Origin of the sequence: Proteus sp. CA142267 (assembly GCF_003336825.1) — a bacterium.
Classification (GTDB): Bacteria; Pseudomonadota; Gammaproteobacteria; order Enterobacterales; family Enterobacteriaceae; genus Proteus; species Proteus terrae.
The window spans coordinates 1-22114 of the sequence record NZ_QPMG01000001.1 but is presented as its reverse complement, the minus strand read 5'-3'; the positions used below and the strand labels follow the sequence as shown (position 1 = coordinate 22114).

Here is a 22114-nt window from a genome sequence, read left to right as displayed (position 1 = left end):
CACTCATTTTAAGAGTTTTCTCCCCGTTGTTCCCGAATATTCCGATCCTAGTATAAATACGATAGGTTTATTTTTATATTGTCCTTTATATCGGAGTTTATAAAAATGAATATCACGTTAAAAAAGATTGGAACACTGTGTGTCGCTTCTGTTCTGCTTTTTTCACTTGCGGGCTGTTCTAGCATGACAAAACGCGACCGTAATACCGCAATTGGTGCCGGTGCAGGTGCTATCGGGGGCGCTATTTTAACTGATGGTAGCGCATTGGGCACCATTGGCGGCGGTGTCTTAGGTGGCGTTATTGGCCATCAAGTTGGTAAAAAATAACCATTCTTTTCTTATTCTGCTAGACTGAGTTTACATTTTTTCGACTCAGTCTAGCAACGAGTCACAATAAGATAATCTGTATTTATTTTGGTGTGATATGGACAAATCGTTTCTCTCTCAATAAAAAAACCATCGTAGTTTTATATACGTCGTTTAGCGATTTGATTCATATCGTAGTGACCTTTATTTTGTGTTACTTCTGTTTTCTTTTATCACCCACACTGGCGATTGCTGTAATTGGTAGCATCATTATTATTATCACTATGTTCTGACTGAGTTTATTTGTTTTACCGTGATACCACGGCTTGAGCTTTATCTTCCTTATTTTTAATAGAAAACAACGAAATAACCACCTCTTGTTCTGTCAGTTAAAAACAAAACTACAGGTTACTATTAAAGAGAAAAATCTTTCGTATAGGAAAAGCATCTTGTTTTTAGCCTGATTTATCACAAAGCCGATTTTTAAACTTGACTCTTTCTAGTGATAGCCTTTTACTTTCAATTATTATAACTATCGAGGGTAATTACATGATTATTTTTATCACGGGTGCATCCGCTGGCTTTGGTGAAGCCATTGCTCGTCATTTTATCAGCCATGGACACAAAGTTATTGGTACTGCTCGTCGTTTGGATAAACTTAATAACTTGCATAAGGAGCTGGGTGAGCAATTTTATCCATTACAGTTAGATGTTACAGATAAAAAAGCAGTCAGTGAGATTTACACTCAATTACCTGAGAAATGGCGTGAAATTGACGTGTTAGTCAATAATGCAGGCTTAGCCCTAGGTTTAAATACCGCCGATAAAGCTAACCTTGATGACTGGGATACGATGATCGAGACAAATAATAAAGGTCTGGTTCATGTCACTCGCGCTATTCTTCCTTTTATGGTTGAAAGAAATAAAGGTCATGTTATTAATATCAGCTCAACAGCCGCCTCTTGGCCTTATATGGGCGGTAATGTTTATGGCGCCACTAAAGCGTTTGTTAAGCAATTTAGTTTAGGATTGCGTGCAGATCTCCAAGGTAAAAAAGTGCGTGTGACCGATATTGAACCGGGTCTTGTTGGTGGTACAGAGTTTTCATTAGTTCGTTTTAAAGGTGATAGTGATAAAGTTGAGCAAACTTATGCCAATGCAAATGCATTAACGCCTGAAGATGTCGCAGAAGCGGTATATTGGACAGCGACATTACCTGCTCATGTGAATATTAATACCTTAGAAATGATGCCTGTGAGTCAGTCATTTGCAGGGTTAAGTGTTCATCGTCAAAACTAAACGCACTGAAAACACATTTTTTATTAAGGTATCAGCTATAATTATTAAGATATAATAGTCATTGAGAGTAATAGCTACATAACTTTAGAGGATAGCAACCATGATAAACACACTAACTAAGAAACAAGTCATCAGAACCATGGTGTTCTCCTTATTTCTTGGTTTATCAGTGTCTTCTTTTTCTTCTGTTGCCGCTTCAACTAATGTAACCATTAATGGCGATGGCTATGACAATGTCTTAGATAAAGAACAAGCTCGACAAATGAAAGAAGACTGGGATCAAAAGCGCGAGCTTCGTACCCAAGTTAATCAGCGAGAAAAAATCGAATTTAATAAAGTAGATAAAGCCATTGATGAGCGAGATGCTTGTCTAAAAAGTGCGAATGTCTATGCATATTGGGAGCCTGAAACGCGTCGTTGTTTAGACAGCAATACTGGCCGCCCCGTTAACCCGTAAGAAAGTTGTGTAAAACAGTGATGTTTTACTCCGTAAAACAAGGAGAGAATGATATGAAAAAATATATATTTGCAGTAATGGCCACTCTGGTTGCGTTTGCACCTTTAGCCGCGAATGCGGGATGTGATGAAGTTGTTGAGTCTATTCAACAAAAAATCGTTAATAATGGTGTGCCAGCCGCTAACTTTACGTTAACTGTCGTTGAAAACGACCAAGTTGCACAAGCTGATGGTAAAGTTGTCGGAACTTGTGAAAATGATAGTAAGAAAATCATCTATACTCGTCATTAATCTATAGTTGATAAAATCTTGTGATTAAAAAAGGGCGCAATATAAGCGCCCTTTTCTTTTCCACTGTTTATCAATAACTATTTATCTGCATTTTATCTGATTCGTTTTATCTTATTTAGCTTCAATTTTGTGTGCTATTCTTATCATTAGTTATACTTGAGGCAAAATCAGAAAAAACAAAAACACCCAATGAATTTACTCATCAGGCGTTTAAAAGTAACAAGTTTGGTATCGTTTAAAAACAGATAGCAATCCACTTCGTTACTTATTTATATTCTCTCTTAAGCAGGTACAGCGATTTCCAACTGACTTAAATCGAGGTAACAAGAGAGATCACGTTCTTCAGGACGTAACAAATACGGGATTTCACCAATCAGCGGTGCAGGAATATGCTGAGACAGCCTTTCCACAATTTTCGCGTAATAAGGTAATCCTGGATTTATTCTGTTCGCAACCCAACCTACTAATTTTACACCATCGTTGATAATAGATTGTGCTGTTAATATTGAGTGATTAACACAGCCTGGTTGAATACCGACAACCAAAACAACTGGAATTTGTTCTTTTACCACCCAATCAGAATAAAAGGTATTATCATCGAGCAAATAACGCCAACCGCCATTACCCTCGATAACAACACACTCTGCTTTTTTACTTAAACTGTCGAGCTCATTTGAAATCTTATTAAAATCAATTTCATTTTCGCTAACATAACAATTATCAAGCAAAATAGGATTAATTTCGTCGTAGCGAACTTCAACTGGCGATGAATTATGAATAATCATAGCATCACGATTACGTTCACCATCAGCCGTTTCATGTAATTCTGTTGCAATAGGCTTATAACCCACTGCCGTTGACCCGCCACGATTTAATGACTGAAGAAGTGCTCGGGTTACAACAGTTTTACCCACGTTGGTATCTGTCCCCGTAACAAAAAAGCGTGTTAACATATAATTTACTTCCGTTATGACAGATAAATCAGGTTCATAAAAAATGACAGAGATTAGAGTTTAGGGTAACACTGTTTCTGGTGGCTTGAGATAGCTCAATTTTTTAGTTAATTGGTCGAAAATAGAGAATTCGTTAATGATCAATTGACAGATTTACGCTTGAAAAACACTTTTGTTACGATTTTTTCACTTAATCTAGCCTTGCATCAACTCAATTAACAAAGAGCCATTGTAGAGAGCTTCTTTTACAAGCGAAGCCGCAGGCAATGTTCCTTTGTTTCTTAACTCTGTTTCTTCAATAATTAAAGACTGCGCATAACGTGGCATAACGTGATGTTGAACTTGGTTCAAGATTAAAGGAAAAAGAATGGACTTGGCTCGACAAAGCGGTGAGCCAATTAATATTTTTTGCGGATTAAAGACATTAATCATGACCGCCAAAATAAAACCTAATCGTTGAGCAACTAAATTAACAATTTCAAGTGCTGGTTTATCGCCAACTAATATTGCATCACACAATGTTTCTACAGTAATAGGATATTTGTTCAGCAACGAAGTCGGATCTTCTTGAGCTAGTAATTGAGCTTTCTTAATTAATTGAGGAATAGCAATTTCTGTTTCTAAACACCCTTTTGCCCCGCAATAACAGCTATTTTGAGAGTCGATAACTTTAGTATGTCCAATTTCAACGGCGCTATGGCTGTTAGAGTGTAATGTTTTTCCATTGCTTATCACCCCAGCACCGACAATATCATCGATAACAATTTGCAGAACGTCTGAATTGTTTTTTGCCGCACCATATAACGATTCGGCCATTGTCCATGCAGTTACACTATGTTGTAAAAATACAGAAACACCTGTTTTTTCATGGATTTTATCGGCAAGTGGAATGTCTTTAATATTATAATAAGGTGAGCTATAAATAACGCCACTAATGGGATCAACAATGGCATTCATGGTAATGCTAATTGCCGTCAATCTTTCAACACGAGATTGATAACGTTCGAAGAATTTATCAATTGCAACTAAAAAGTGATTAAGAAAATCATCGCTATATTCTTTAGGGAAATCGAATGTATCCTCAGTAACCAATTTGCTATCTAATTCTCTTAAACTAAAAAGCAAGCTACCTTTATTGACACGGATACAGAGAAATTGCCAGCCTTGGCTTTCTAATTTTAATCCGACCGCTGGTCTACCACGAAATCCCACATCTGGGAACTCTGTTTCATGAATAAGGTGTGCTTCAACTAATTCTCGTGTGATCTTAGTAATACTTGCTGGCGCAAGCTCTGCCTTTTTTGACAGTGAAATACGAGAAATGGGGCCATGTTCATCAATCAAGCGAAAGACTGTGCCAAGATTAAATTGTTTTACGTGATCGATGTGGCTAGGTTGGTTCCCCATTAAATGCATCCTTAATTAAGGAGCCATAATTAATTCGAGGCTCCAAATAATTCATTACCGATTATGTCGTCAATTTGTGATAATTGTACAATACTTACATAAAAAGCGTGATCAAAAACACAGATAAATCAAGATTTTTGGTGATCTAAGATATTTTTTAATAGTAATTGCGTTAATCGATTCGCCGCCGCTGGAATGGCTCGCTTATTATGAGAAACTAACCAAACCTCAGAAAACGCCTGAGAATTTGCAAAGTGTAGATAATGCACGCCATCGACTTTCATTCGCGTAAATGATTTTGTTACGATCGAAATACCAAGCCCTGCGGCAACCAGTCCTAAAATCGTCATGGCTTCACCCGCTTCTTGTGCAATAGTTGGCGTAATTCCTGACAAACTAAGCAATTGAATAATCTCATCATAAAGAGCCGTACCAACATCCCTTTCAAAGAAAACAAAAGGATATTGCCCAATGTCTTGAATATTGACGCCCGTTTCTTTGTAAGCAAGTAAAGGATGCCCTTCATAAACCGCTAAAATAAAAGGCTCACGAAACAATAGCTGGTGGTGCAAATTTTCGGGTAACGTCGTGTTTCGCATGATCCCCAGATCAATACGTCCTGTCAGTAACGGCGATATCTGTTGTTTTGTATTCATTTGATGCATATGAATACCGACTTCAGGATAGTTCTCTCTAAATTGTCGCAAACTCAAGGTGACTAAATGCATAAAAGGTGTCGTTGAGGTAAAACCAATTGAAATTTCACCTAACTCACCTTTTTCCATTCTAGCGGCACGTGTTGCGGCTGCGTTGACCTGCGCCATAATTTGATACGACTCTTTTAAAAACATTTGTCCTGCAGGTGTTAACGAAACAGAACGGTTAGTTCGTTCTAATAGCCTAGCGCCTATTTCACCTTCAAGCGCTTGTATTTGTTGGCTTAAAGGAGGCTGAGAAATATTTAATCTTTCTGCGGCTTTACCAAAATGAAGCTCTTCTGCTACGGCAATAAAGTAACGTAAATGCCTAAGTTCAATATTCATATTTCTCTCATATTGTCATTGATACTTTAAAAGTCTTATTTCTAATGATTAATATATTAGACAAAAAAATCAAATATTTCTAACATTGACATAAATCAAATTTAAGTAATGGAAGTTTAATCAATATGGATACTCACGAAATAGACAGTAAAAGTATGAGCTTAGGCACTGATATTTCAGACAATACATCAAGTATAGAAAAGCCTGCTCATCGCCAATCTAACCCTAAGCACTATATTCAGCGTGATGATGCGCTGTATATAAAAGTGACAGTGTCATTTTTTATGGTCGGTTTAGCGACATTTGCCTTACTCTATTTTGTGCAACCCATATTGCCGGTGTTATCTAACGAATTTTCCGTTAGCCCTGCGACCAGTAGTCTAGCACTCTCCCTTTCAACCGCTTTAATGGCATGTGGATTATTGATTACAGGCCCACTGTCAGACGCTTTTGGGCGTAAAAATGTCATGGTCATTGCATTGTTTTGCGCTGCATTTTTTACATTATTAAGTGCAACTATGAATAGCTGGACAGGTATTTTAATTACACGGGCTTTAGTTGGACTTTCATTAAGTGGTGTAGCCGCAGTGGCAATGACGTACTTAAGTGAAGAAATTCATCCTGCTTATCTCGCATTATCAATGGGTTTATATATTAGTGGTAACTCTATTGGAGGAATGAGCGGACGCGTTATTACAGGGGTATTGAGCGATTATTATTCTTGGCGTTTATCCGTTGTTATTCTCGGCATTTTTGCCCTTTTTGCTGCGATTACTTTCTGGAAGATATTACCTGCTTCACAGCACTTTAGACCAACAGCATTAAAACCTCGTAATCTTCTTATTACCACTAAATTGCATTTTAGAGATAAAGGACTGCCTTTGTTATTTATTGAAGGTGGTTTATTGATGGGCGGTTTTGTCACTTTATTTAACTATATTGGCTATCGTTTATTAGATGCTCCCTATTCATTAAGCCAAACCACAGTAGGACTGATTTCTATCGTCTATTTAAGTGGTACTTATAGCGCATCCAAAGCAGGCTTATTAACGACTAAATATGGATTAGGTAAAGTCTTTATTGCTGGGATTTCAATGATGTTAATCGGTATATTGATTACCTTGATTGAATCACTTCCCGTTATTTTTATTGGGATGCTTATCTTAACGACAGGTTTCTTTGCTGCACATGCTGTTGCAAGTAGTTGGGTTGGTCGTCGCGCTAAACGAGGACGCGCCCAAGCCTCTTCACTTTATCTCTTTACTTACTATGCGGGCTCTAGCCTTGCAGGTACAGTAGGTGGATTATTCTGGGTGAGTTTCGGTTGGCTGGGTGTAGGATTATTTATTGCCCTTTTAATGTTAACGGCCTTATTAATCGCATTACACTTAAACAAAGTTGCCCAGTAACGTTATTAATAATTGATTTTATTGATAATTGGTAAAGTGCAAAAGCGGATTAACGCGGTTTAATATTGTCGATTTTGCACTCCTTTCTTAAGGTATAGACTTATTCTTTAAGAAGGAACAACAATTATGCCTATCATAAACTTATCTATTACTCTGCTGTTTCTCTTTTTTAGAACACAGCCCACCAACAAAACCAGATTGTGATGTTATTCATAGTTCATTAGTACAGCTGAATGAAAAACAGACCAAAGTTGATTTAAAAACCATCAAATAATTCTCTTTTAGGAAAAACATCATCCAAATATACCCTTTTCACGGTATACTGTATAAATAAACAGTGTGTCGTGTTTTTGGCATTTTCCCCTGTTAAGCAATGTACTTTTCACTGAAGTTAATGTATTGTTTTAAACAAAGGCTAGTTGTATGTTGTAACTAAATAAGGATATTAAGATGAGTCGATATGATTTAATTGAGCAATTCAATCTCTGTTTTCAGCAATTAGAAGCTGAGATTAAAACGCTAACTGATGTGTTGAAAAATCTAACCTTATTGCCATCAGCCGTCTTTGAATTACCTGAAGTGAGTAAAGAAGAAGAACATGATGAGGTTGTTCGCGTTACAGTGTCACCCTGTTATGATGAAGAAGCTAGAGATCTCACTTTAAAGCTAATAACAAATCTCTTTATTTATGACAATGCCCCACACATCAGTAGTAAACGCGCTATCCGTTTACCCGGTGTACTCTGTTTTAGTACGGATAATAAAAATTTTAAGTCTGTAAAAGAACACGTTGAGAAAATTAATTTATTAAAAAAACAGCTTTCAGATATTGTCACTAAAGAGTCTGGTATATCGAAGGAAGAGCGTTTTGATTTTGTCCATAATCAGCTAAAAGGTTTAATTACGCTGAATGCTTATCGTACCCTCACCCTTTTGTCTGATCCGGATACTGTGCGTTTTGGTTGGGCGAATAAGAATATTATTAAGAATTTAACACGTAACGATGTTTTGGCTCAATTAGAAAAAAGTCGCGAAGCCAATCGCGCTGTGCCACCTTATACTAGTGAACAATGGGCTGAGCGTATTGATAAAGAGATCATTACCCTTTCACAATTACCCGAAAATGCAAAACTAAAAATAAAGCGTCCTGTCAAAGTGCAACCTATTGCTCGAGTTTGGTATTCAGAACTTCAAAAACAAGTGCAATATGCGTGTCCCTTGCCTTTATTAGCTTTCTATATTGATAAAGAGAGCAACTTTAAACCTGTTATTGGCGAGCTTCCTGATTATGATGCCGATAATATTCAAATTCGCCATCGCCCTAAAGCTAAAAAACTGCAATTAATTATTCCAAGAATGCATTTGTATATTGAAAAATAGATAATATCTTATTTTTCAATGAGTTTAATTGAACTGCATTGAAGGATTTGGAGAAGATAATCATTAAGCTGAGCAAAGTGATTGTCTTCAATATCTAAATAGATCGTTATCACCACATTGTTTTTTAGTGCAAGGACAATATTTTTTCGATCAAGAGTGATTTTTTCAAGCGTATTAATAGCTTCAACATCAGATAAATGAGTCATTAAACCAATCGAATTATCAATATCTTCATCTTCTTCGTCAAACCTTGAAAGAATAATGAAATGATCAGGAGAAACTGCATCATCTCCTATTCCAATAATGGTGACATCATCTTCGACATAGCAATTAACTTCTGTCGCAGTAAACGTAATTTCTTCAATCATTATTTTTTCCTATAAGATCTAAAAATCCCGCCATGAAAAATGGCGGGATTTAATATCGGCTAACTAAGTGTATTTAACACTTATTTTTTCATGCTACCAACCATATCTTCTGGACGTACCCAGCTATCGAACTCTTCCGATGTAAGGTAGTTCAGTTTCAGTGCGGATTCTTTTAGCGTTAAGCCTTCTTTATGCGCTTTTTTCGCGATTTCAGCGGCTTTATCGTAACCGATATGAGTATTTAACGCAGTAACTAGCATTAATGATTCATGCAGTAGTTTATTGATACGCTCACGGTTTGGTTCAATACCAATTGCACAATGCTCATTGAAACTACGCATACCATCAGACAGTAAACGGACTGATTGTAAGAAGTTATCAATAATCATTGGACGATAAACGTTCAGTTCAAAGTTACCTGATGCACCACCAATATTAATAGCAACATCGTTACCCATTACTTGAGCACATAACATCGTTAATGCTTCACATTGTGTTGGGTTAACTTTACCAGGCATGATTGAACTACCTGGTTCGTTTTCTGGAATAGCGATTTCGCCAATACCACAACGAGGACCAGAAGCTAACCAACGCACGTCGTTAGCAATCTTCATTAATGAAGCTGCTAAACCTTTTAATGCACCATGTGAATGAACTAATGCATCACAGGTTGCTAATGCTTCAAATTTATTAGGAGCCGTTACAAAAGGCTGGCCTGATAATTCAGCAATACGCTTAGCAACACGAACAGCATATTCTGGATGGGTATTTAATCCCGTACCCACTGCTGTACCACCTAGCGCTAATTCACAAACATGAGGAACGGAATCATCGATATGTTTGATGCTGTGCTCAAGCATAGCAGCCCAACCGGAGATTTCTTGACCTAATGTCAGTGGTGTCGCATCTTGCAGGTGAGTACGACCAATTTTAACGATGTCATGGAAAGCTTCTGCTTTCTCTTTGAATACTTTCAGTAGTGATTTTAATTCTGGCAGTAAATCCTGACGTAATGCAATAACAGCAGCGACATGCATGGCAGTTGGGAACACATCATTTGAACTCTGACTTTTGTTAACATCATCATTCGGATGGATTTTGCGCTCCATGCCACGGATACCACCAAGTATCTCACTACCACGGTTAGCTAACACTTCATTCATATTCATGTTTGATTGAGTGCCAGAACCGGTCTGCCAGATTGCTAATGGGAATTCAGTTGGGTGCTTACCTGCAAGCACTTCATCTGCAGCTGCGATAATTGCATCAGCGCGCTCTTTTGGTAATAAACCTAAATCCATGTTAACACCAGCGGCTGCTTTCTTCGTGATAGCAAGCGCGTGGATAAGTGCAACAGGCATTTTTTCAACTGAAATACGGAAGTGTTCAAGAGAACGCTGCGTTTGAGCTCCCCATAACTGGTCAGCTGGTACTTCGATTTGTCCCATTGAGTCTTTTTCAATGCGAGTGGCTGCCATTTCAATCTCCTTAAGTACACAGAATAATTGATTAATTCCGAATCACTTTCTAGTAAATAACTCGGATTCCAGTATCATGCCATAAACAGAATAATAAATATGAGAGCTAAAGCGAGCTTATGAAATTTATAACAGAATGAAATCTGTTGATTTTTTGGGAAAAGTACGATTAGCAATCTTATTTTATTGCCAATGTTATTATTTAAGCTTTCATATTTATATCCACACTTATTATGAGCCTTTATTATTCATCATAAATAGAATTACATCACAATTAAATATTGTCTAAATCTAAAAATGAGTAAAAAAAGCGTGTTTTAATGGTTATTTAAATTATCTTATAAATCATATCCATTTTGCTTTAAACTCATTATGTTAGCGATTAACTCAGTAAGTTCTGATTGCGATTTTATTCCACTAAATCTATATTTACGGTTAATATAGATGGCGATGTATATATGTGGATTATCTATATTTAAATTTAGTAAAATTTATCACCAATTTATCGGGTTGTTTAAGGGTTACAAAACAGCCTTTATAACGTACATCGCCAGATGTACACAGAGGATGGACTAGAATTATGAAGAAATCGCTTGTCGCTGTTGGTGTTATCGTCGCACTCGGTGTTGTTTGGACTGGTGCGTCATGGTACATGGGCAGCAAAATTGAAAGTCGCTTACAGGAAGAAACGAAACTAGCTAATGTCCAATTGGCGCAACTTGCTAAAAATGCACAATTTGGTGCTGATGTTAAACTTGAAATTCGTGACTATAAGAAAGGGGTTTTTACCTCTAATGCAGACTTTGCTGTCGTGATTTCACAAGATGCTAGTGATGCAGACCAAGAGAAAAAAGTAGAAGAAGTTGTCTTCTCTACTGATATTGACCACGGTCCATTCCCTCTTTCTGATCTGGCTAAATTTAATTTAGCGCCAAAATTAGCTGCAATGAATAATACGTTGGTTAATAACAACACAACAAAAGATTTATTCAAGCTAACTAAAGAAAAATCTATTTTTAACGTTCACACCTCTTTAGCTTTCGATGGCTCTGTATCTGGTGATGCAATATTAAATCCTATCGATTTTGCTGAAAATGGTGGCACAGTTAAAACAACACCATTAACTGTTGAGTTCTCATCAGATAAAAATGCAACAAACTTTTCAACCAAAATTAAAGGTGATCAAGTTGTTGTGACTAAAGATGGTGAAGAAACTTTCACAATCAAGAATATTTCTGGTGCTATTGCTGGAACAAAAGTTAATAACGATCAATACCTATTTAATGAACAGCTATTAAGTTTTGCTGAAATTGCGCATACCAGCAAAGACAAAGCATCTGATTTCTCACTGAAAGATTTTTCTCTTACAACAAAAAGTGATATCAAAGATAAGCTCTTTAATATCTCTCAAACTTATTACTTTAAGTCACTGAATGTTGCTGGACTCGAATTTGGTGCAGGTAAATTTGGCTATTCGATTGATAAAGCTGATCCTGATGCAATGTTGTTATTAACCAAAGTTTATAACAACTCATTGTTACCATGGAATAAAAACCATTTTGATAATTCAGAAATGGTTGAACAAGCCGTTCGTGATGTTCTGGAGAAAGGCTTAGTTTTCCGTATCGATGAAGCTTCTTTAACCAATAAAAGCGGTGCAAGTAAGTTAACCTTTAACTTAGATTTAAATGCTTTTAACGTTAAAGTATTAGAAAGCCAAGAGAAATCACCAGCCGAGTTATTTAACTATCTGTTTAAAAACATTGATTTCAATGTTGATTTATCTCTTCCAATGTTAGCTGAATTCCGTAACACCACTCAATATCTTGATGCGGCTCGTTACCAAGAAACCGCATTAACCGATGCTGAGAAAAAAGAGATCGAAGTAGCAACAGCTGCTGACGTTGAGCAGTTAAAAATTGAATTACAACAAAATATCAATCAAATCTCTCAAGATGAGAAAGATGCATTACCACTGATGTTACTTGCACAAGACGGTAATGCATTAAGCATGAAACTGAACTATGCTGCTGATAAATTTACCATGAATGGTAAAACCTATACTTTTGATGAGTTTATGGATGTCACTCAAGCTCCTCAAATGTTAGGTTTAGCTGCAATGTTATTCGGTATGGGCGCATCATCTTACGATTACGATGACTCTGATTATTCAGAGGATAGTTATCAAGAAGAGATTACTGAAGATCCTGCTATCATCGAAGAACAAGAAATCTTAATTCCTGAGCAACAACCAGAATAAGCTCACGAATTACATTTCTATTAGAAGCGTAAATAGAACACCCCATTGTAAATAGCACTGGGGTGTTTTTTATATTACCGTTTAATTAACAATCACAATCTTTAGCGGGAATATGGTGATTTTTCCATTCATCCTTACAACATGAATCAATGGTTTTGTTAATTATTCCAGCAAGCGTATTTACTGTTGAAATAATAGAGGTTAATTGCTCACAGACATGGCTACAATTGGTCTCTTTCTCATGGGGTTTAGGAATATTAGGCGGTGTTAAGCTATCACAGAGGATCTCTTGCAATACTAATGAAAACTTAGCAATACCTGTTGTGTAGATATAAGAACGCCCTCCTGTTTGCTTCGCTAAGCGTACATACTCTTTTGTGATACTGTCTCTATCAGCAATACTTGGGAAACGATCTAAATTAGTCATTCTATCGTCAGGCGTACCTTGATAGGTATACACTTTAACTTTCTCGTGCTGAGCAACAGCAATCGCTTCATTATTTTTTATCTTCGCCGCATTGGTAAGAACACCGCCTCCACCTTCCATCCCCTCATCACCCAACACAAAAATGGCACGACGCGCACCATCACGCCAATCAAAATACTTACTTAAATCAATCACAGCACGGCATAAATCCTCTTTATTACCCGCATGATCACGACCGTCAGCCTCTTTAAACGGTTTTCTTGCCTGTAAACGATTTTCAGGAACACCCAATGCTTTTAAATAATCACTGGCTGATTGATCAAATTTAGTGTCATCCCATGTGCCTTCTATACCTAAAAATGTGACCCGAAGTTTTGATGGGCATTTTTCTGATGCTTCTTGTATTGCTGCATCAACTTCTTTGCTCAAATCCGTGGATTCATCAGACATCGAACCACTGGTATCAATAACAACAACCAAATCCAATGCAATCGCACCATCGCCAGTAACGACTTGAGAGCCATAAGTAAGATTATTTTCTGATGAAGGAGGAAGTAAGGTTGAAGCCAACAGATTTTTGATTTTATTATTTTTTTTTTCAATATTTAAATCAGAATTCTCATTCATAATTATTATCCTTAAATTTAAATAATAAATTAATATTAAAAAGTCATAATGAAATGACTCCATTCAATTAAATAATTCTATTTAACGAAGAAGTATTATGGCTTTAATTTGTTTTCCTTTATAACTTATTTAATAATATGGACATTTCATTATTTATTTTATTTTTATTTTATTAAAACCGAATAAATTTAAATATTACTAAATTTTGATATTATACTTTTATGAAAAACATCTTAAATATTTCAGCTAATAAAAAATACAAAAAATAGGTAATTCATTGAATAACAAAATAAAAAAATAACATCTTGACTATTTTTTCTGTCCGTTTATCCCTGAGTAACCTATCAAAATAATTGACAGGATATTTCAATTATAATGACAGCCCTATTTTTAGATCAAAAACCAATGTATCAGTTAGTTTGATAATACACGTCAATTACATTGAATATTCTAGCTAATAAATAGGCAGTCCTATTTTTCATTTTTTACTTTTTAACTTAAAACTGAGAAAAATAGTCATTTTTAGCTTCAGAAATAACCAATTTATGTTTATTTGTTAGTGAATAAAATAAAAATAAGCCATAATAACCCGCAACTATTTTATAACTTACCGATTATAAGAAAATCACTATAAACGATAGATTTTCATTATTTCTATTAAAAGGAAAATAACACGTGATTGACACACAGTTGCCTTTAACCGATTTACATCGCCATTTAGATGGTAATATTCGTCCTCAAACAATTCTAGAGTTAGCAAAACAGCATAATATTGCGCTACCAGCTTATGAATTAGAAGCATTGCGCCCTCATGTGCAAATCACAAAGAATGAGCCAAGTCTTGTTAGCTTTTTACAAAAATTGGATTGGGGTGTGGCGGTTTTAGCCGACTTAGATGCATGTCATCGTGTTGCTTATGAAAACGTGGTGGATGTGGTTAATGCAGGTATTGATTACGCTGAACTGCGTTTTTCTCCTTACTATATGGCAATGAAACATCAACTTCCTGTCGAAGGTGTAGTGGAAGCTATTGTTGATGGCGTACAGAGTGCATTGCAATCTCACGATGTAGACATTCGTTTAATCGGTATTTTAAGCCGTACCTTTGGTGAAAACGCCTGCCAACAAGAACTCAATGGCTTGCTAAAACATCAAGATAAAATTACTGCGCTTGATTTAGCGGGTGATGAATTAGGTTTCCCTGGTCATTTATTCCAACCTCATTTTAATCGTGCTCGTGACACTGAATGGAATATTACTGTTCACGCAGGTGAAGCTGCGGGTGCAGAAAGCATTTGGCATGCTATTAAAGAATTAGGTGCAAGTCGTATTGGTCATGGTGTTAAAGCTATTGAAGATCCACATTTAATGGACTACCTCGCAGAGCATCAAATTGGGATTGAGTCTTGCTTAACGTCGAATATTCAAACCAGTACTATCAATTCGTTAGCAGAGCATCCTTTAAAAACATTTTTAGAGCATGGCATTATCGCCTCTCTTAATACCGACGATCCTGCGGTTGAAGGTATTGAGCTAAAACACGAATATACCGTTGCGGCACCGGCTGCTGGATTAACGCCAGAGCAAATCCGCCAGACTCAGATTAATGGCTTAAAAATGGCATTTATTAGCCAAGCAGAGCGTGACGCATTAATTAAGAAAGTCAGCTCACGTTGATATTTTAATAGCATATTGATTAAAACCATCTGTTAATCAGATGGTTTTTTTATATTTATTGAAAACAGATGGAGTTATTAATGACTCTTAGACTAAAATTAATTTTCAAGGGGTTACTTATTATGTAAGGAAAATCTATGTGGAATATTCATCCGACAAGAGGTCAATATAGATTATTAGCACAGTATCTATCACCACTTGATGCCTCTATTGAAGTGGGCTTTCTTCAGTCAGAAGGCATTGATGCTATTCTTTTAGATGAAAATATTGTTTGGAATAACCAAGTATATGCTCAAGCTACTGGTGGCGTAAAACTACTGGTTAACTATAAAGAATTTGAGCAAGCGCAAGCAATACTTAATGAGCTTTACCAAGGTAAATATAATATTAACGACCAGCTAGAACCCATTGATTGTGAATTAAAAGTTGATGTGAAAAATAATAAATCCGACTATTTAAATATGGGTTTTGTTTTCTTAATTTATCTTGTATTCGGCTTACCACTTCCCTTTAAATCTCAACAGTATTCATTAACAGATGAAAAAGAAAATAGTAACCATAACAAGAATGATGATCTTTATAACAAATAAAAAAGCACCGATAAAAAACTAAGTCGATGCTTTTTTTATTTATCTAATTATCAATATTTGATTAATATTATTGATTATCCACCAGCTTAAATACATTATTTCTTTTTAGCTTCTTTAGATTGATTAGCATAGCGCTGTGCTAACACAGCACAAACCATTAATTGGATCTGATGGAATATCATTAATGGTAATAACATTATCCCAACCGTCGCTGCAGGAAATAACACATTCGCCATAGGTACACCATTTGCTAAGCTCTTTTTAGAACCACAAAAAACAATGGTGATTTCATCTTCTTTATTAAAACCAAGCAGTCTAGCACTGTATACGTTCACGAAAATGACAATCGCTAACAAAATACAGCTCACTACTGCAATCGTTAGTAGCGACCAACCGTCAATTTTATGCCAAATCCCTTCAACAACTGCCTCACTAAACGCAACATAAACCACCAGCAAAATAGAAGAGCGATCCGTTCTATTAACTAATTTTTTATGTTTATCAACCCAACGCCCAATTAAAGGTCGTGATAAATGACCAATAATAAAAGGTACCATCAGTTGCAGTAAGATTGATTGAATAGCCCCTGCCGTGTCGAAATCATCCGCAGAGCCTTGTGTTTGCATTAAAAAACCGACTAATACCGGCGAAAGAAAAACACCAAGAATACTGGATGCAGATGCACTACAAATAGCAGCAGCTACATTTCCCCCAGCCACAGAAGTAAAGGCAATGGCAGATTGAACCGTTGCAGGTAACGCACAAAGGTATAAAAAACCCATATAAACTGTTGGTGACATCCATTCAGGGACAATAACTTGTAATCCTAGCCCCAAAATAGGGAAAAGAATAAAGGTACTAGCAAATACTGTAAGATGTAAACGCCAATGCCCAAGCCCTGCCAGTATCGCCTCTCTAGAAAGCTTGGCACCATGCAAGAAGAACAGCAGAGCTATCGCACCGGTCGTAAGATATTGGAACAGGACTTTAATATCGCCTTGTGCGGGTAGTAGCGTTGCTAGCGTCACCACACAAATCATAATCATGAGAAAAGGATCAAGTTTTAGTTTTTGCCACCAAGACATTAGATTTAACGCTCCCTTTTGCTTATAGCGTAATAGTTTGTTTTAAACGATTAGAAATTTCGCCAGCTTCAATCAAACGCATAATGGCTGTTGCTTGTATTGGCGTAACGGGGTTTTCTTCACCCAATGTAATTGCACGATAAATTTGTTGATAGTAAGCGGGATAATCACCAGAAAGTGTAGTGAGTGTGGTTGTCTCTAACTCACCAGATTCTGATAGCGTTGTTAATTCACCATCTTGACTATCCATTCCCCAATTATAAGTTTGATTAGGAAGATAACCGGCTTTTAAGGCGTCTTCTTGGGTATCTAGACCATATTTAACATAACTGCCTTTTGTTCCATGAATAGCAAAAATAGGTGTTGGAGACGCAACTAACATAGACGCATGAAGAACGACTCTAAGATTGTCATATGCTAGTAATGCATGAAAGTAATCGGCATTTTTTGCATTAGGACGTAATTGAGCAATATCTGCAGTAATTGCTTTAGGTTCACCAAATAGGCAAATCGCTTGGTCAAGAACATGAGGTGCGAGATCGTACCAAAGCCCACCACCAATTCCTGCATCTTCTCGCCAACGTTGACGTACTGTTGGACGGAAACGATCAAAATGCGCTTCATATGCACTGATATCGCCCAGTGTTTTATCCGCTAAAAGTTTTTTAACGGTTAAGAAACCGGAATCCCAACGACGATTATGAAAAACAGAAAGGAGTTTACCGGCATTTGTTGCTTGCTGAGTTAATTTTTCAGCTTCTTCCAGTGTCAGTGTAAACGGTTTATCAACAATAACATGTTTACCTTTTTCTAGAGCCTGTGAAGCCAGTGAATAGTGAGTATTATTCGGCGTTGGAATAATGATTAAGTCTATTGAGGGATCATTAATAAGTGCTTGAGGGTCTGCATAAACGGTAATGTGGGGAAAATCTTGTTTAACTTTATTTTCATCAGAGCTTGAAATTGCACTAAGATTTAAACCTTCGGTTGTTGTTATTAGCGGAGCATGAAAGGTTTTACTTGCATAACCATATCCGATAATCCCAACATTGAGTTTAATTGCCATAACCCTATCCTATTTTTATATGCTTTTTTATTAACAAAAATCACTTTCACTTTTGTAGCTAAATAAATAATAACAAAGTTTGTGATAATATCCCGTTTAGTTCTATACATACGAGTAGGAATAATTAATTAATGAAATTTGACCTCAAAGCAAACACGCAGAATAACCTTTCAGGAAAAGCGCCTATTACAGGGTGGTTACTTGCGCCACTGGCTTATATGATCTTGTCAGTGATTGGTTCTGGGTTGATGTCTGTTTTGTATATTATTAAATATTTTTCAGACTTTTCGATCCTCCACCAGCTTCCTTTTCATTTGATCTCAAGTTGGTATCTCTCCGCGTTAACAACGTGGGTAATGTTTAGTTTTACACTTTATCTACTAAGACAATTTTTTTATCGCGCTAAAAACTTCCCACGTCTATTTATTTTTTGGTTGCTTATCAACTTACTATTAGCAATCAAGAGCTTTGGTTTTGCACCTGTTGACGACCAAACAGCATTGCAATCCCTTCTATGGTCTGTTTTCTCGACCGTCTGCTTTGTGCCTTATATCAAGTACTCTAAACGTGTTCGTGAAACTTTCACACAAGTTCGATAACTTCACGCCTTTACCCTTGATATTATATACGCTTGTTTAGCCTCTTTATTTCAGGAGGCTTTTTGTTTCTCTGTTTAACAATTTTGGCATAACAATGACTGATTACTTGCTTCTATTCGTCGGCACCGTATTGGTGAATAACTTTGTACTCGTCAAATTCCTTGGTTTATGCCCATTTATGGGTGTATCAAAAAAATTAGAAACCGCGATTGGTATGGGATTTGCGACAACCTTTGTTATGACTCTCGCCTCGATTAGTTCTTGGCTGATGGATAATTTTATTTTAGTTCCTTTGGACTTACTTTATTTACGCACACTGAGCTTTATTTTAGTTATTGCAGTAGTTGTACAATTCACGGAAATGGTCGTAAGAAAAACAAGTCCGACACTCTATCGTTTATTAGGGATCTTCTTGCCTTTAATCACTACAAACTGCGCTGTATTAGGTGTGGCATTATTAAATATCAATCAAGCCCACACATTTATGCAATCTGCCGTTTATGGTTTTGGTGCAGCCGTCGGTTTCTCTCTTGTAATGGTCTTATTTGCTGCTATTAGAGAACGCTTAGCCGTCGCCAATGTACCCGCACCATTTAAAGGTGCTTCAATTGGTTTAATTACCGCAGGTTTAATGTCTCTCGCCTTTATGGGTTTTAGTGGTTTGGTGAAACTGTAATGAATTCTTTATGGATAGCAATTGGCGTACTTGGTGCGCTAGGTCTTATCTTTGGGCTAATTTTGGGATATTCCGCACGCCGTTTTAAAGTGGAAGAAGATCCTATTGTCGAAAAAATTGACGCAATCTTACCGCAAAGCCAATGCGGACAATGTGGTCATCCTGGGTGTCGTCCTTATGCAGATGCTGTTGCAAACAATGGGGAGATGATTAACCGTTGTGCGCCAGGTGGCGAACAAGTGATGTTAAAAATAGCTGAATTGATGGGTGTTGATCCTCAACCACTTGATGGTGACGAAGAAGCATTAAATCCAATTAGAAAAGTCGCCTTAATTGATGAAGACAATTGCATAGGATGTACTAAGTGTATTCAAGCGTGCCCCGTTGATGCCATTGTGGGTGCCACACGTGCTATGCACACCGTTATTGAAGACTTATGTACTGGATGTGACTTATGTGTGCCTCCTTGCCCTACTGATTGCATAACTTTGGTTCCTGTCAAAGTCACAACCTCAAATTGGAAATGGGATTTAAATACAATCCCTGTAAAAAACATTCCAGCAGAGCCAGAAGAAACACCTGAAGATGAACCGTCATTAAAGACGGAGGATAACGCTCATGTTTAATCTCTTTTCACTATTTAAAAAAGATAAAATCTGGGATTTTAAAGGCGGTATTCATCCTCCTGAAATGAAATTACAATCAAGTCGTACACCAATGCGTATCGCGCAATTACCTGATGAAGTGATTATTCCTATTCATCAGCACTTAGGTGTACCGGGTCAACTTTGTGTCAGCGTAGGCGAGCATGTTTTAAAAGGCCAACCGTTAACAAAAGGGGTTGGTAGAACATTACCTGTTCATGCATCTATCTCTGGTACAGTTACAGCAATAGAACCATTTCCAAGTGCCCACCCTTCTGGATTACCTGAAATTGCGGTAAGAATTCAATCTGATGGTAAAGATGAATGGCGAGAGAAATCCCCTATCATCGATTACCAATTAGAAAATAGAGATACATTACTTAATCGTATCCATGAAGCTGGTATTGCAGGATTAGGGGGCGCAGGATTCCCAACTGCATCAAAATTAAAAGGTGGTGGTGACCTCGTTAAAACACTCATCATCAATGCAGCGGAGTGTGAACCTTATATCACAGCAGACGATCGCTTAATGCAAGAACATGCTGATGAAGTGATTGCTGGATGTCAGGTCTTAATTCACATTCTCTCTCCAGATGAAGTATTAATTGGTATTGAAGATAATAAGCCAGAAGCCATTGAGTCATTAAAACACGCTTTAAGTGCTGTACCTGATGAGAAACGTATTTTCATTCGTGTCATCCCAACTAAATACCCATCAGGTGGTGCTAAACAACTTACTAAGATCTTAACCGGTAAAGAAGTCCCATCAGGAGGACGTTCGTCTGATATTGGCGTCTTGATGCAAAACGTAGGTACAGTTGTTGCCATCAAACGTGCCATTATTGATGATGAGCCATTAATTGAACGTGTTGTCACGGTCACAGGTAATGGCGCTAAAACACCGGGTAACTTTTGGGCTCGTTTAGGTACACCTATTTACTCATTACTAAAACAAGCTGGTTTTGTTGCAGGATCTGAGCAGATGGTGATTATGGGTGGACCATTAATGGGATTTACCTTACCAGACTTAAATGCTCCTGTTGTTAAGATAACTAACTGCTTACTTATTCCTTCAGTCGAAGAGATGGATACAGATAACCTTGAAGAAGCCTGTATCCGTTGTGGTCATTGTGTTGATGCTTGTCCTAGTGGTTTATTACCTCAACAACTTTACTGGTTTAGTAAAGGTAAAGAGCATGAGAAAGCGCAACAACATAATTTATTTGATTGTATTGAATGCGGTGCTTGTGCGTTTGTTTGTCCAAGTAATATTCCGTTAGTTCAATACTATCGCCAAGAAAAAGCAGAAATACGTGAAATTGATGCAGAAGCAAAACGCGCGGCTGAGGCCAAAGCACGTTTTGAAGCGAAAAAAATACGTATGGAGCGTGAAAAACTGGAGCGTGAAGCTAGACATCAACGTGCCGCAGTTAAACTTGATGATGAAGCTTACGGTGAAGTTCAATCTGCACTTTCTCGCGTAAAAGCAAAACAAAGTATTGGCAAAATTATTTCTGTTAAAGCGGGTGAAGAGCCAGATAATGCAGCCGCTATTGCTGCACGTAAAAAACGTAAAGAGGAAGTTAGAGCAAAACAAGCTGCTAAATTAGCACAGCAAAAAGCCCTAGAAGCTTCGAGTGAGAATATAGCGAGTGAAAGCGAAGAAGTCGATCCGCGCAAAGCTGCCGTTGCCGCTGCATTAGCGCGTGTTAAAGCCAAGAAAGCACAGCAAGCTACTGAAACATCTTCAGCCGTAGAAGCGCCTGTTCAAAATACTGAAGCGGAAGAAGTCGATCCGCGCAAAGCAGCTGTCGCTGCCGCTATTGCTAGAGTAAAAGCCAAAAAAGAAGCTCAACAAGCTCCAGCAGAAACAACAATTGATGAAGCCCCTACTCAAAATGCTAAAGCGGAAGAAGTCGATCCGCGCAAAGCAGCTGTCGCTGCCGCTATTGCCAGAGTAAAAGCCAAAAAAGAAGCTCAACAAGCTCCAGCAGAAACAATTGATGAAGCCCCTACTCAAAATGCTAAAGCGGAAGAAGTCGATCCGCGTAAAGCAGCTGTCGCTGCCGCTAT

Annotated in this window: 21 protein-coding genes; 13 read left to right on the top strand and 8 right to left on the bottom strand. The window is 37.3% G+C overall.

Features of this window, described 5'->3' with window-relative positions:
- Positions 1–105 precede the first annotated feature (105 nt).
- The 4 genes from osmB (at position 106) to C0T34_RS00090 (ending at position 2352) form a co-directional block, all read left to right on the top strand.
- Complete coding sequence (gene osmB, locus C0T34_RS00110; protein ID WP_006536908.1) at positions 106–327, top strand: osmotically-inducible lipoprotein OsmB; 222 nt, start codon at positions 106–108, stop codon at positions 325–327.
- A 528-nt stretch (positions 328–855) separates the two neighbouring features.
- The gene (gene ydfG / locus C0T34_RS00100; RefSeq protein WP_088495659.1) at positions 856–1605 is read left to right on the top strand and encodes a bifunctional NADP-dependent 3-hydroxy acid dehydrogenase/3-hydroxypropionate dehydrogenase YdfG; all 750 of its coding nucleotides are present in this window, start codon (positions 856–858) and stop codon (positions 1603–1605) included.
- A 100-nt stretch (positions 1606–1705) separates the two neighbouring features.
- Entirely contained in the window at positions 1706–2062 is a 357-nt protein-coding gene (locus tag C0T34_RS00095) for a DUF1283 family protein (protein WP_088495660.1), read from the top strand.
- Between the two features lie 53 nt (positions 2063–2115).
- Positions 2116–2352 carry a DUF1161 domain-containing protein gene (locus C0T34_RS00090; RefSeq protein ID WP_109849469.1) on the top strand — a complete coding sequence of 79 codons (237 nt, stop codon included), beginning with the start codon at positions 2116–2118 and terminating at the stop codon, positions 2350–2352.
- A 281-nt stretch (positions 2353–2633) separates the two neighbouring features.
- Here the strand turns inward: C0T34_RS00090 and bioD are convergent, their stop codons facing one another.
- From bioD to C0T34_RS00075, 3 genes are all read right to left on the bottom strand, one after another.
- The gene (gene bioD / locus C0T34_RS00085) at positions 2634–3305 is read right to left on the bottom strand and encodes a dethiobiotin synthase (protein ID WP_075673816.1); all 672 of its coding nucleotides are present in this window, start codon (positions 3303–3305) and stop codon (positions 2634–2636) included.
- 195 nt (positions 3306–3500) lie between these two features.
- Positions 3501–4712 (bottom strand): ROK family transcriptional regulator, encoded by a 1212-nt coding sequence (locus C0T34_RS00080; RefSeq protein WP_098942944.1) that lies wholly within the window; start codon positions 4710–4712, stop codon positions 3501–3503.
- A gap of 128 nt (positions 4713–4840) precedes the next feature.
- The gene (locus C0T34_RS00075; RefSeq protein WP_088495664.1) at positions 4841–5755 is read right to left on the bottom strand and encodes a LysR family transcriptional regulator; all 915 of its coding nucleotides are present in this window, start codon (positions 5753–5755) and stop codon (positions 4841–4843) included.
- A gap of 125 nt (positions 5756–5880) precedes the next feature.
- Between C0T34_RS00075 and C0T34_RS00070 the strand changes: the two genes are divergently transcribed.
- Together C0T34_RS00070 and tus are read left to right on the top strand one after the other, a co-directional pair.
- Positions 5881–7164: an MFS transporter gene (locus tag C0T34_RS00070; protein WP_098942946.1), complete on the top strand. Its 1284-nt coding sequence runs from the start codon at positions 5881–5883 to the stop codon at positions 7162–7164.
- Between the two features lie 450 nt (positions 7165–7614).
- Entirely contained in the window at positions 7615–8544 is a 930-nt protein-coding gene (gene tus, locus C0T34_RS00065) for a DNA replication terminus site-binding protein (protein WP_109849468.1), read from the top strand.
- Positions 8545–8552: 8 nt separating this feature from the next.
- Here tus and C0T34_RS00060 read toward each other — a convergent pair whose 3' ends face one another.
- Both C0T34_RS00060 and fumC read right to left on the bottom strand, forming a co-directional pair.
- A complete protein-coding gene (locus tag C0T34_RS00060) occupies positions 8553–8912 on the bottom strand; it encodes a hypothetical protein (RefSeq protein WP_098942950.1) in 360 nt (119 codons plus the stop codon).
- An 80-nt stretch (positions 8913–8992) separates the two neighbouring features.
- Positions 8993–10390, bottom strand: coding sequence for a class II fumarate hydratase (gene fumC / locus C0T34_RS00055; protein WP_098942952.1), 1398 nt, complete (start codon positions 10388–10390; stop codon positions 8993–8995).
- 580 nt (positions 10391–10970) lie between these two features.
- On the opposite strand from fumC, the gene C0T34_RS00050 reads away from it, so the two are divergent.
- Positions 10971–12650 carry a YdgA family protein gene (locus tag C0T34_RS00050; protein ID WP_109849467.1) on the top strand — a complete coding sequence of 560 codons (1680 nt, stop codon included), beginning with the start codon at positions 10971–10973 and terminating at the stop codon, positions 12648–12650.
- Positions 12651–12735: 85 nt separating this feature from the next.
- On the opposite strand, the gene C0T34_RS00045 is transcribed toward C0T34_RS00050, so the two are convergent.
- Complete coding sequence (locus C0T34_RS00045; RefSeq protein WP_109849466.1) at positions 12736–13704, bottom strand: hypothetical protein; 969 nt, start codon at positions 13702–13704, stop codon at positions 12736–12738.
- Between the two features lie 675 nt (positions 13705–14379).
- Between C0T34_RS00045 and add the strand changes: the two genes are divergently transcribed.
- Positions 14380–15381 carry an adenosine deaminase gene (gene add / locus C0T34_RS00040; protein WP_109849465.1) on the top strand — a complete coding sequence of 334 codons (1002 nt, stop codon included), beginning with the start codon at positions 14380–14382 and terminating at the stop codon, positions 15379–15381.
- A 137-nt stretch (positions 15382–15518) separates the two neighbouring features.
- Positions 15519–15971 carry a hypothetical protein gene (locus C0T34_RS00035; RefSeq protein ID WP_098942960.1) on the top strand — a complete coding sequence of 151 codons (453 nt, stop codon included), beginning with the start codon at positions 15519–15521 and terminating at the stop codon, positions 15969–15971.
- A 95-nt stretch (positions 15972–16066) separates the two neighbouring features.
- Here the strand turns inward: C0T34_RS00035 and C0T34_RS00030 are convergent, their stop codons facing one another.
- Both C0T34_RS00030 and C0T34_RS00025 read right to left on the bottom strand, forming a co-directional pair.
- Complete coding sequence (locus C0T34_RS00030; protein WP_109849464.1) at positions 16067–17056, bottom strand: bile acid:sodium symporter family protein; 990 nt, start codon at positions 17054–17056, stop codon at positions 16067–16069.
- 22 nt (positions 17057–17078) lie between these two features.
- On the bottom strand, positions 17079–18122 hold the full coding sequence (locus C0T34_RS00025; protein WP_109849463.1) for an oxidoreductase: 1044 nt from the start codon (positions 18120–18122) through the stop codon (positions 17079–17081).
- A 131-nt stretch (positions 18123–18253) separates the two neighbouring features.
- On the opposite strand from C0T34_RS00025, the gene C0T34_RS00020 reads away from it, so the two are divergent.
- The 4 genes from C0T34_RS00020 to rsxC all read left to right on the top strand — a co-directional run.
- The gene (locus tag C0T34_RS00020; protein WP_088495674.1) at positions 18254–18721 is read left to right on the top strand and encodes a DUF2569 domain-containing protein; all 468 of its coding nucleotides are present in this window, start codon (positions 18254–18256) and stop codon (positions 18719–18721) included.
- A 94-nt stretch (positions 18722–18815) separates the two neighbouring features.
- The gene (rsxA, locus tag C0T34_RS00015) at positions 18816–19397 is read left to right on the top strand and encodes an electron transport complex subunit RsxA (protein ID WP_006536930.1); all 582 of its coding nucleotides are present in this window, start codon (positions 18816–18818) and stop codon (positions 19395–19397) included.
- Positions 19397–20023, top strand: a complete 627-nt coding sequence (gene rsxB / locus C0T34_RS00010; RefSeq protein WP_006536931.1) for an electron transport complex subunit RsxB — start codon at positions 19397–19399, stop codon at positions 20021–20023. Before rsxA ends, rsxB begins: the two co-directional genes overlap by 1 nt.
- Positions 20016–22114: electron transport complex subunit RsxC (gene rsxC / locus C0T34_RS00005; RefSeq protein ID WP_109849462.1), on the top strand; the 2099-nt coding region annotated here is incomplete at its 3' end. The genes rsxB and rsxC, both read left to right, overlap by 8 nt.

Excerpts from the sequence above, each read along its gene's own strand:
- C0T34_RS00070 (WP_098942946.1), top strand. The coding sequence starts at position 5,881 with ATGGATACTCACGAAATAGACAGTAAAAGTATGAGCTTAGGCACTGAT.
- rsxA (WP_006536930.1), top strand. The coding sequence starts at position 18,816 with ATGACTGATTACTTGCTTCTATTCGTCGGCACCGTATTGGTGAATAAC.
- C0T34_RS00020 (WP_088495674.1), top strand. The coding sequence starts at position 18,254 with ATGAAATTTGACCTCAAAGCAAACACGCAGAATAACCTTTCAGGAAAA.
- C0T34_RS00060 (WP_098942950.1), bottom strand. The coding sequence starts at position 8,912 with ATGATTGAAGAAATTACGTTTACTGCGACAGAAGTTAATTGCTATGTC.
- C0T34_RS00090 (WP_109849469.1), top strand. The coding sequence starts at position 2,116 with ATGAAAAAATATATATTTGCAGTAATGGCCACTCTGGTTGCGTTTGCA.
- C0T34_RS00035 (WP_098942960.1), top strand. The coding sequence starts at position 15,519 with ATGTGGAATATTCATCCGACAAGAGGTCAATATAGATTATTAGCACAG.
- osmB (WP_006536908.1), top strand. The coding sequence starts at position 106 with ATGAATATCACGTTAAAAAAGATTGGAACACTGTGTGTCGCTTCTGTT.
- bioD (WP_075673816.1), bottom strand. The coding sequence starts at position 3,305 with ATGTTAACACGCTTTTTTGTTACGGGGACAGATACCAACGTGGGTAAA.
- tus (WP_109849468.1), top strand. The coding sequence starts at position 7,615 with ATGAGTCGATATGATTTAATTGAGCAATTCAATCTCTGTTTTCAGCAA.
- C0T34_RS00050 (WP_109849467.1), top strand. The coding sequence starts at position 10,971 with ATGAAGAAATCGCTTGTCGCTGTTGGTGTTATCGTCGCACTCGGTGTT.
- C0T34_RS00075 (WP_088495664.1), bottom strand. The coding sequence starts at position 5,755 with ATGAATATTGAACTTAGGCATTTACGTTACTTTATTGCCGTAGCAGAA.
- fumC (WP_098942952.1), bottom strand. The coding sequence starts at position 10,390 with ATGGCAGCCACTCGCATTGAAAAAGACTCAATGGGACAAATCGAAGTA.
- C0T34_RS00095 (WP_088495660.1), top strand. The coding sequence starts at position 1,706 with ATGATAAACACACTAACTAAGAAACAAGTCATCAGAACCATGGTGTTC.
- C0T34_RS00080 (WP_098942944.1), bottom strand. The coding sequence starts at position 4,712 with ATGGGGAACCAACCTAGCCACATCGATCACGTAAAACAATTTAATCTT.
- C0T34_RS00045 (WP_109849466.1), bottom strand. The coding sequence starts at position 13,704 with ATGAATGAGAATTCTGATTTAAATATTGAAAAAAAAAATAATAAAATC.
- C0T34_RS00030 (WP_109849464.1), bottom strand. The coding sequence starts at position 17,056 with ATGTCTTGGTGGCAAAAACTAAAACTTGATCCTTTTCTCATGATTATG.
- ydfG (WP_088495659.1), top strand. The coding sequence starts at position 856 with ATGATTATTTTTATCACGGGTGCATCCGCTGGCTTTGGTGAAGCCATT.
- C0T34_RS00025 (WP_109849463.1), bottom strand. The coding sequence starts at position 18,122 with ATGGCAATTAAACTCAATGTTGGGATTATCGGATATGGTTATGCAAGT.
- rsxB (WP_006536931.1), top strand. The coding sequence starts at position 19,397 with ATGAATTCTTTATGGATAGCAATTGGCGTACTTGGTGCGCTAGGTCTT.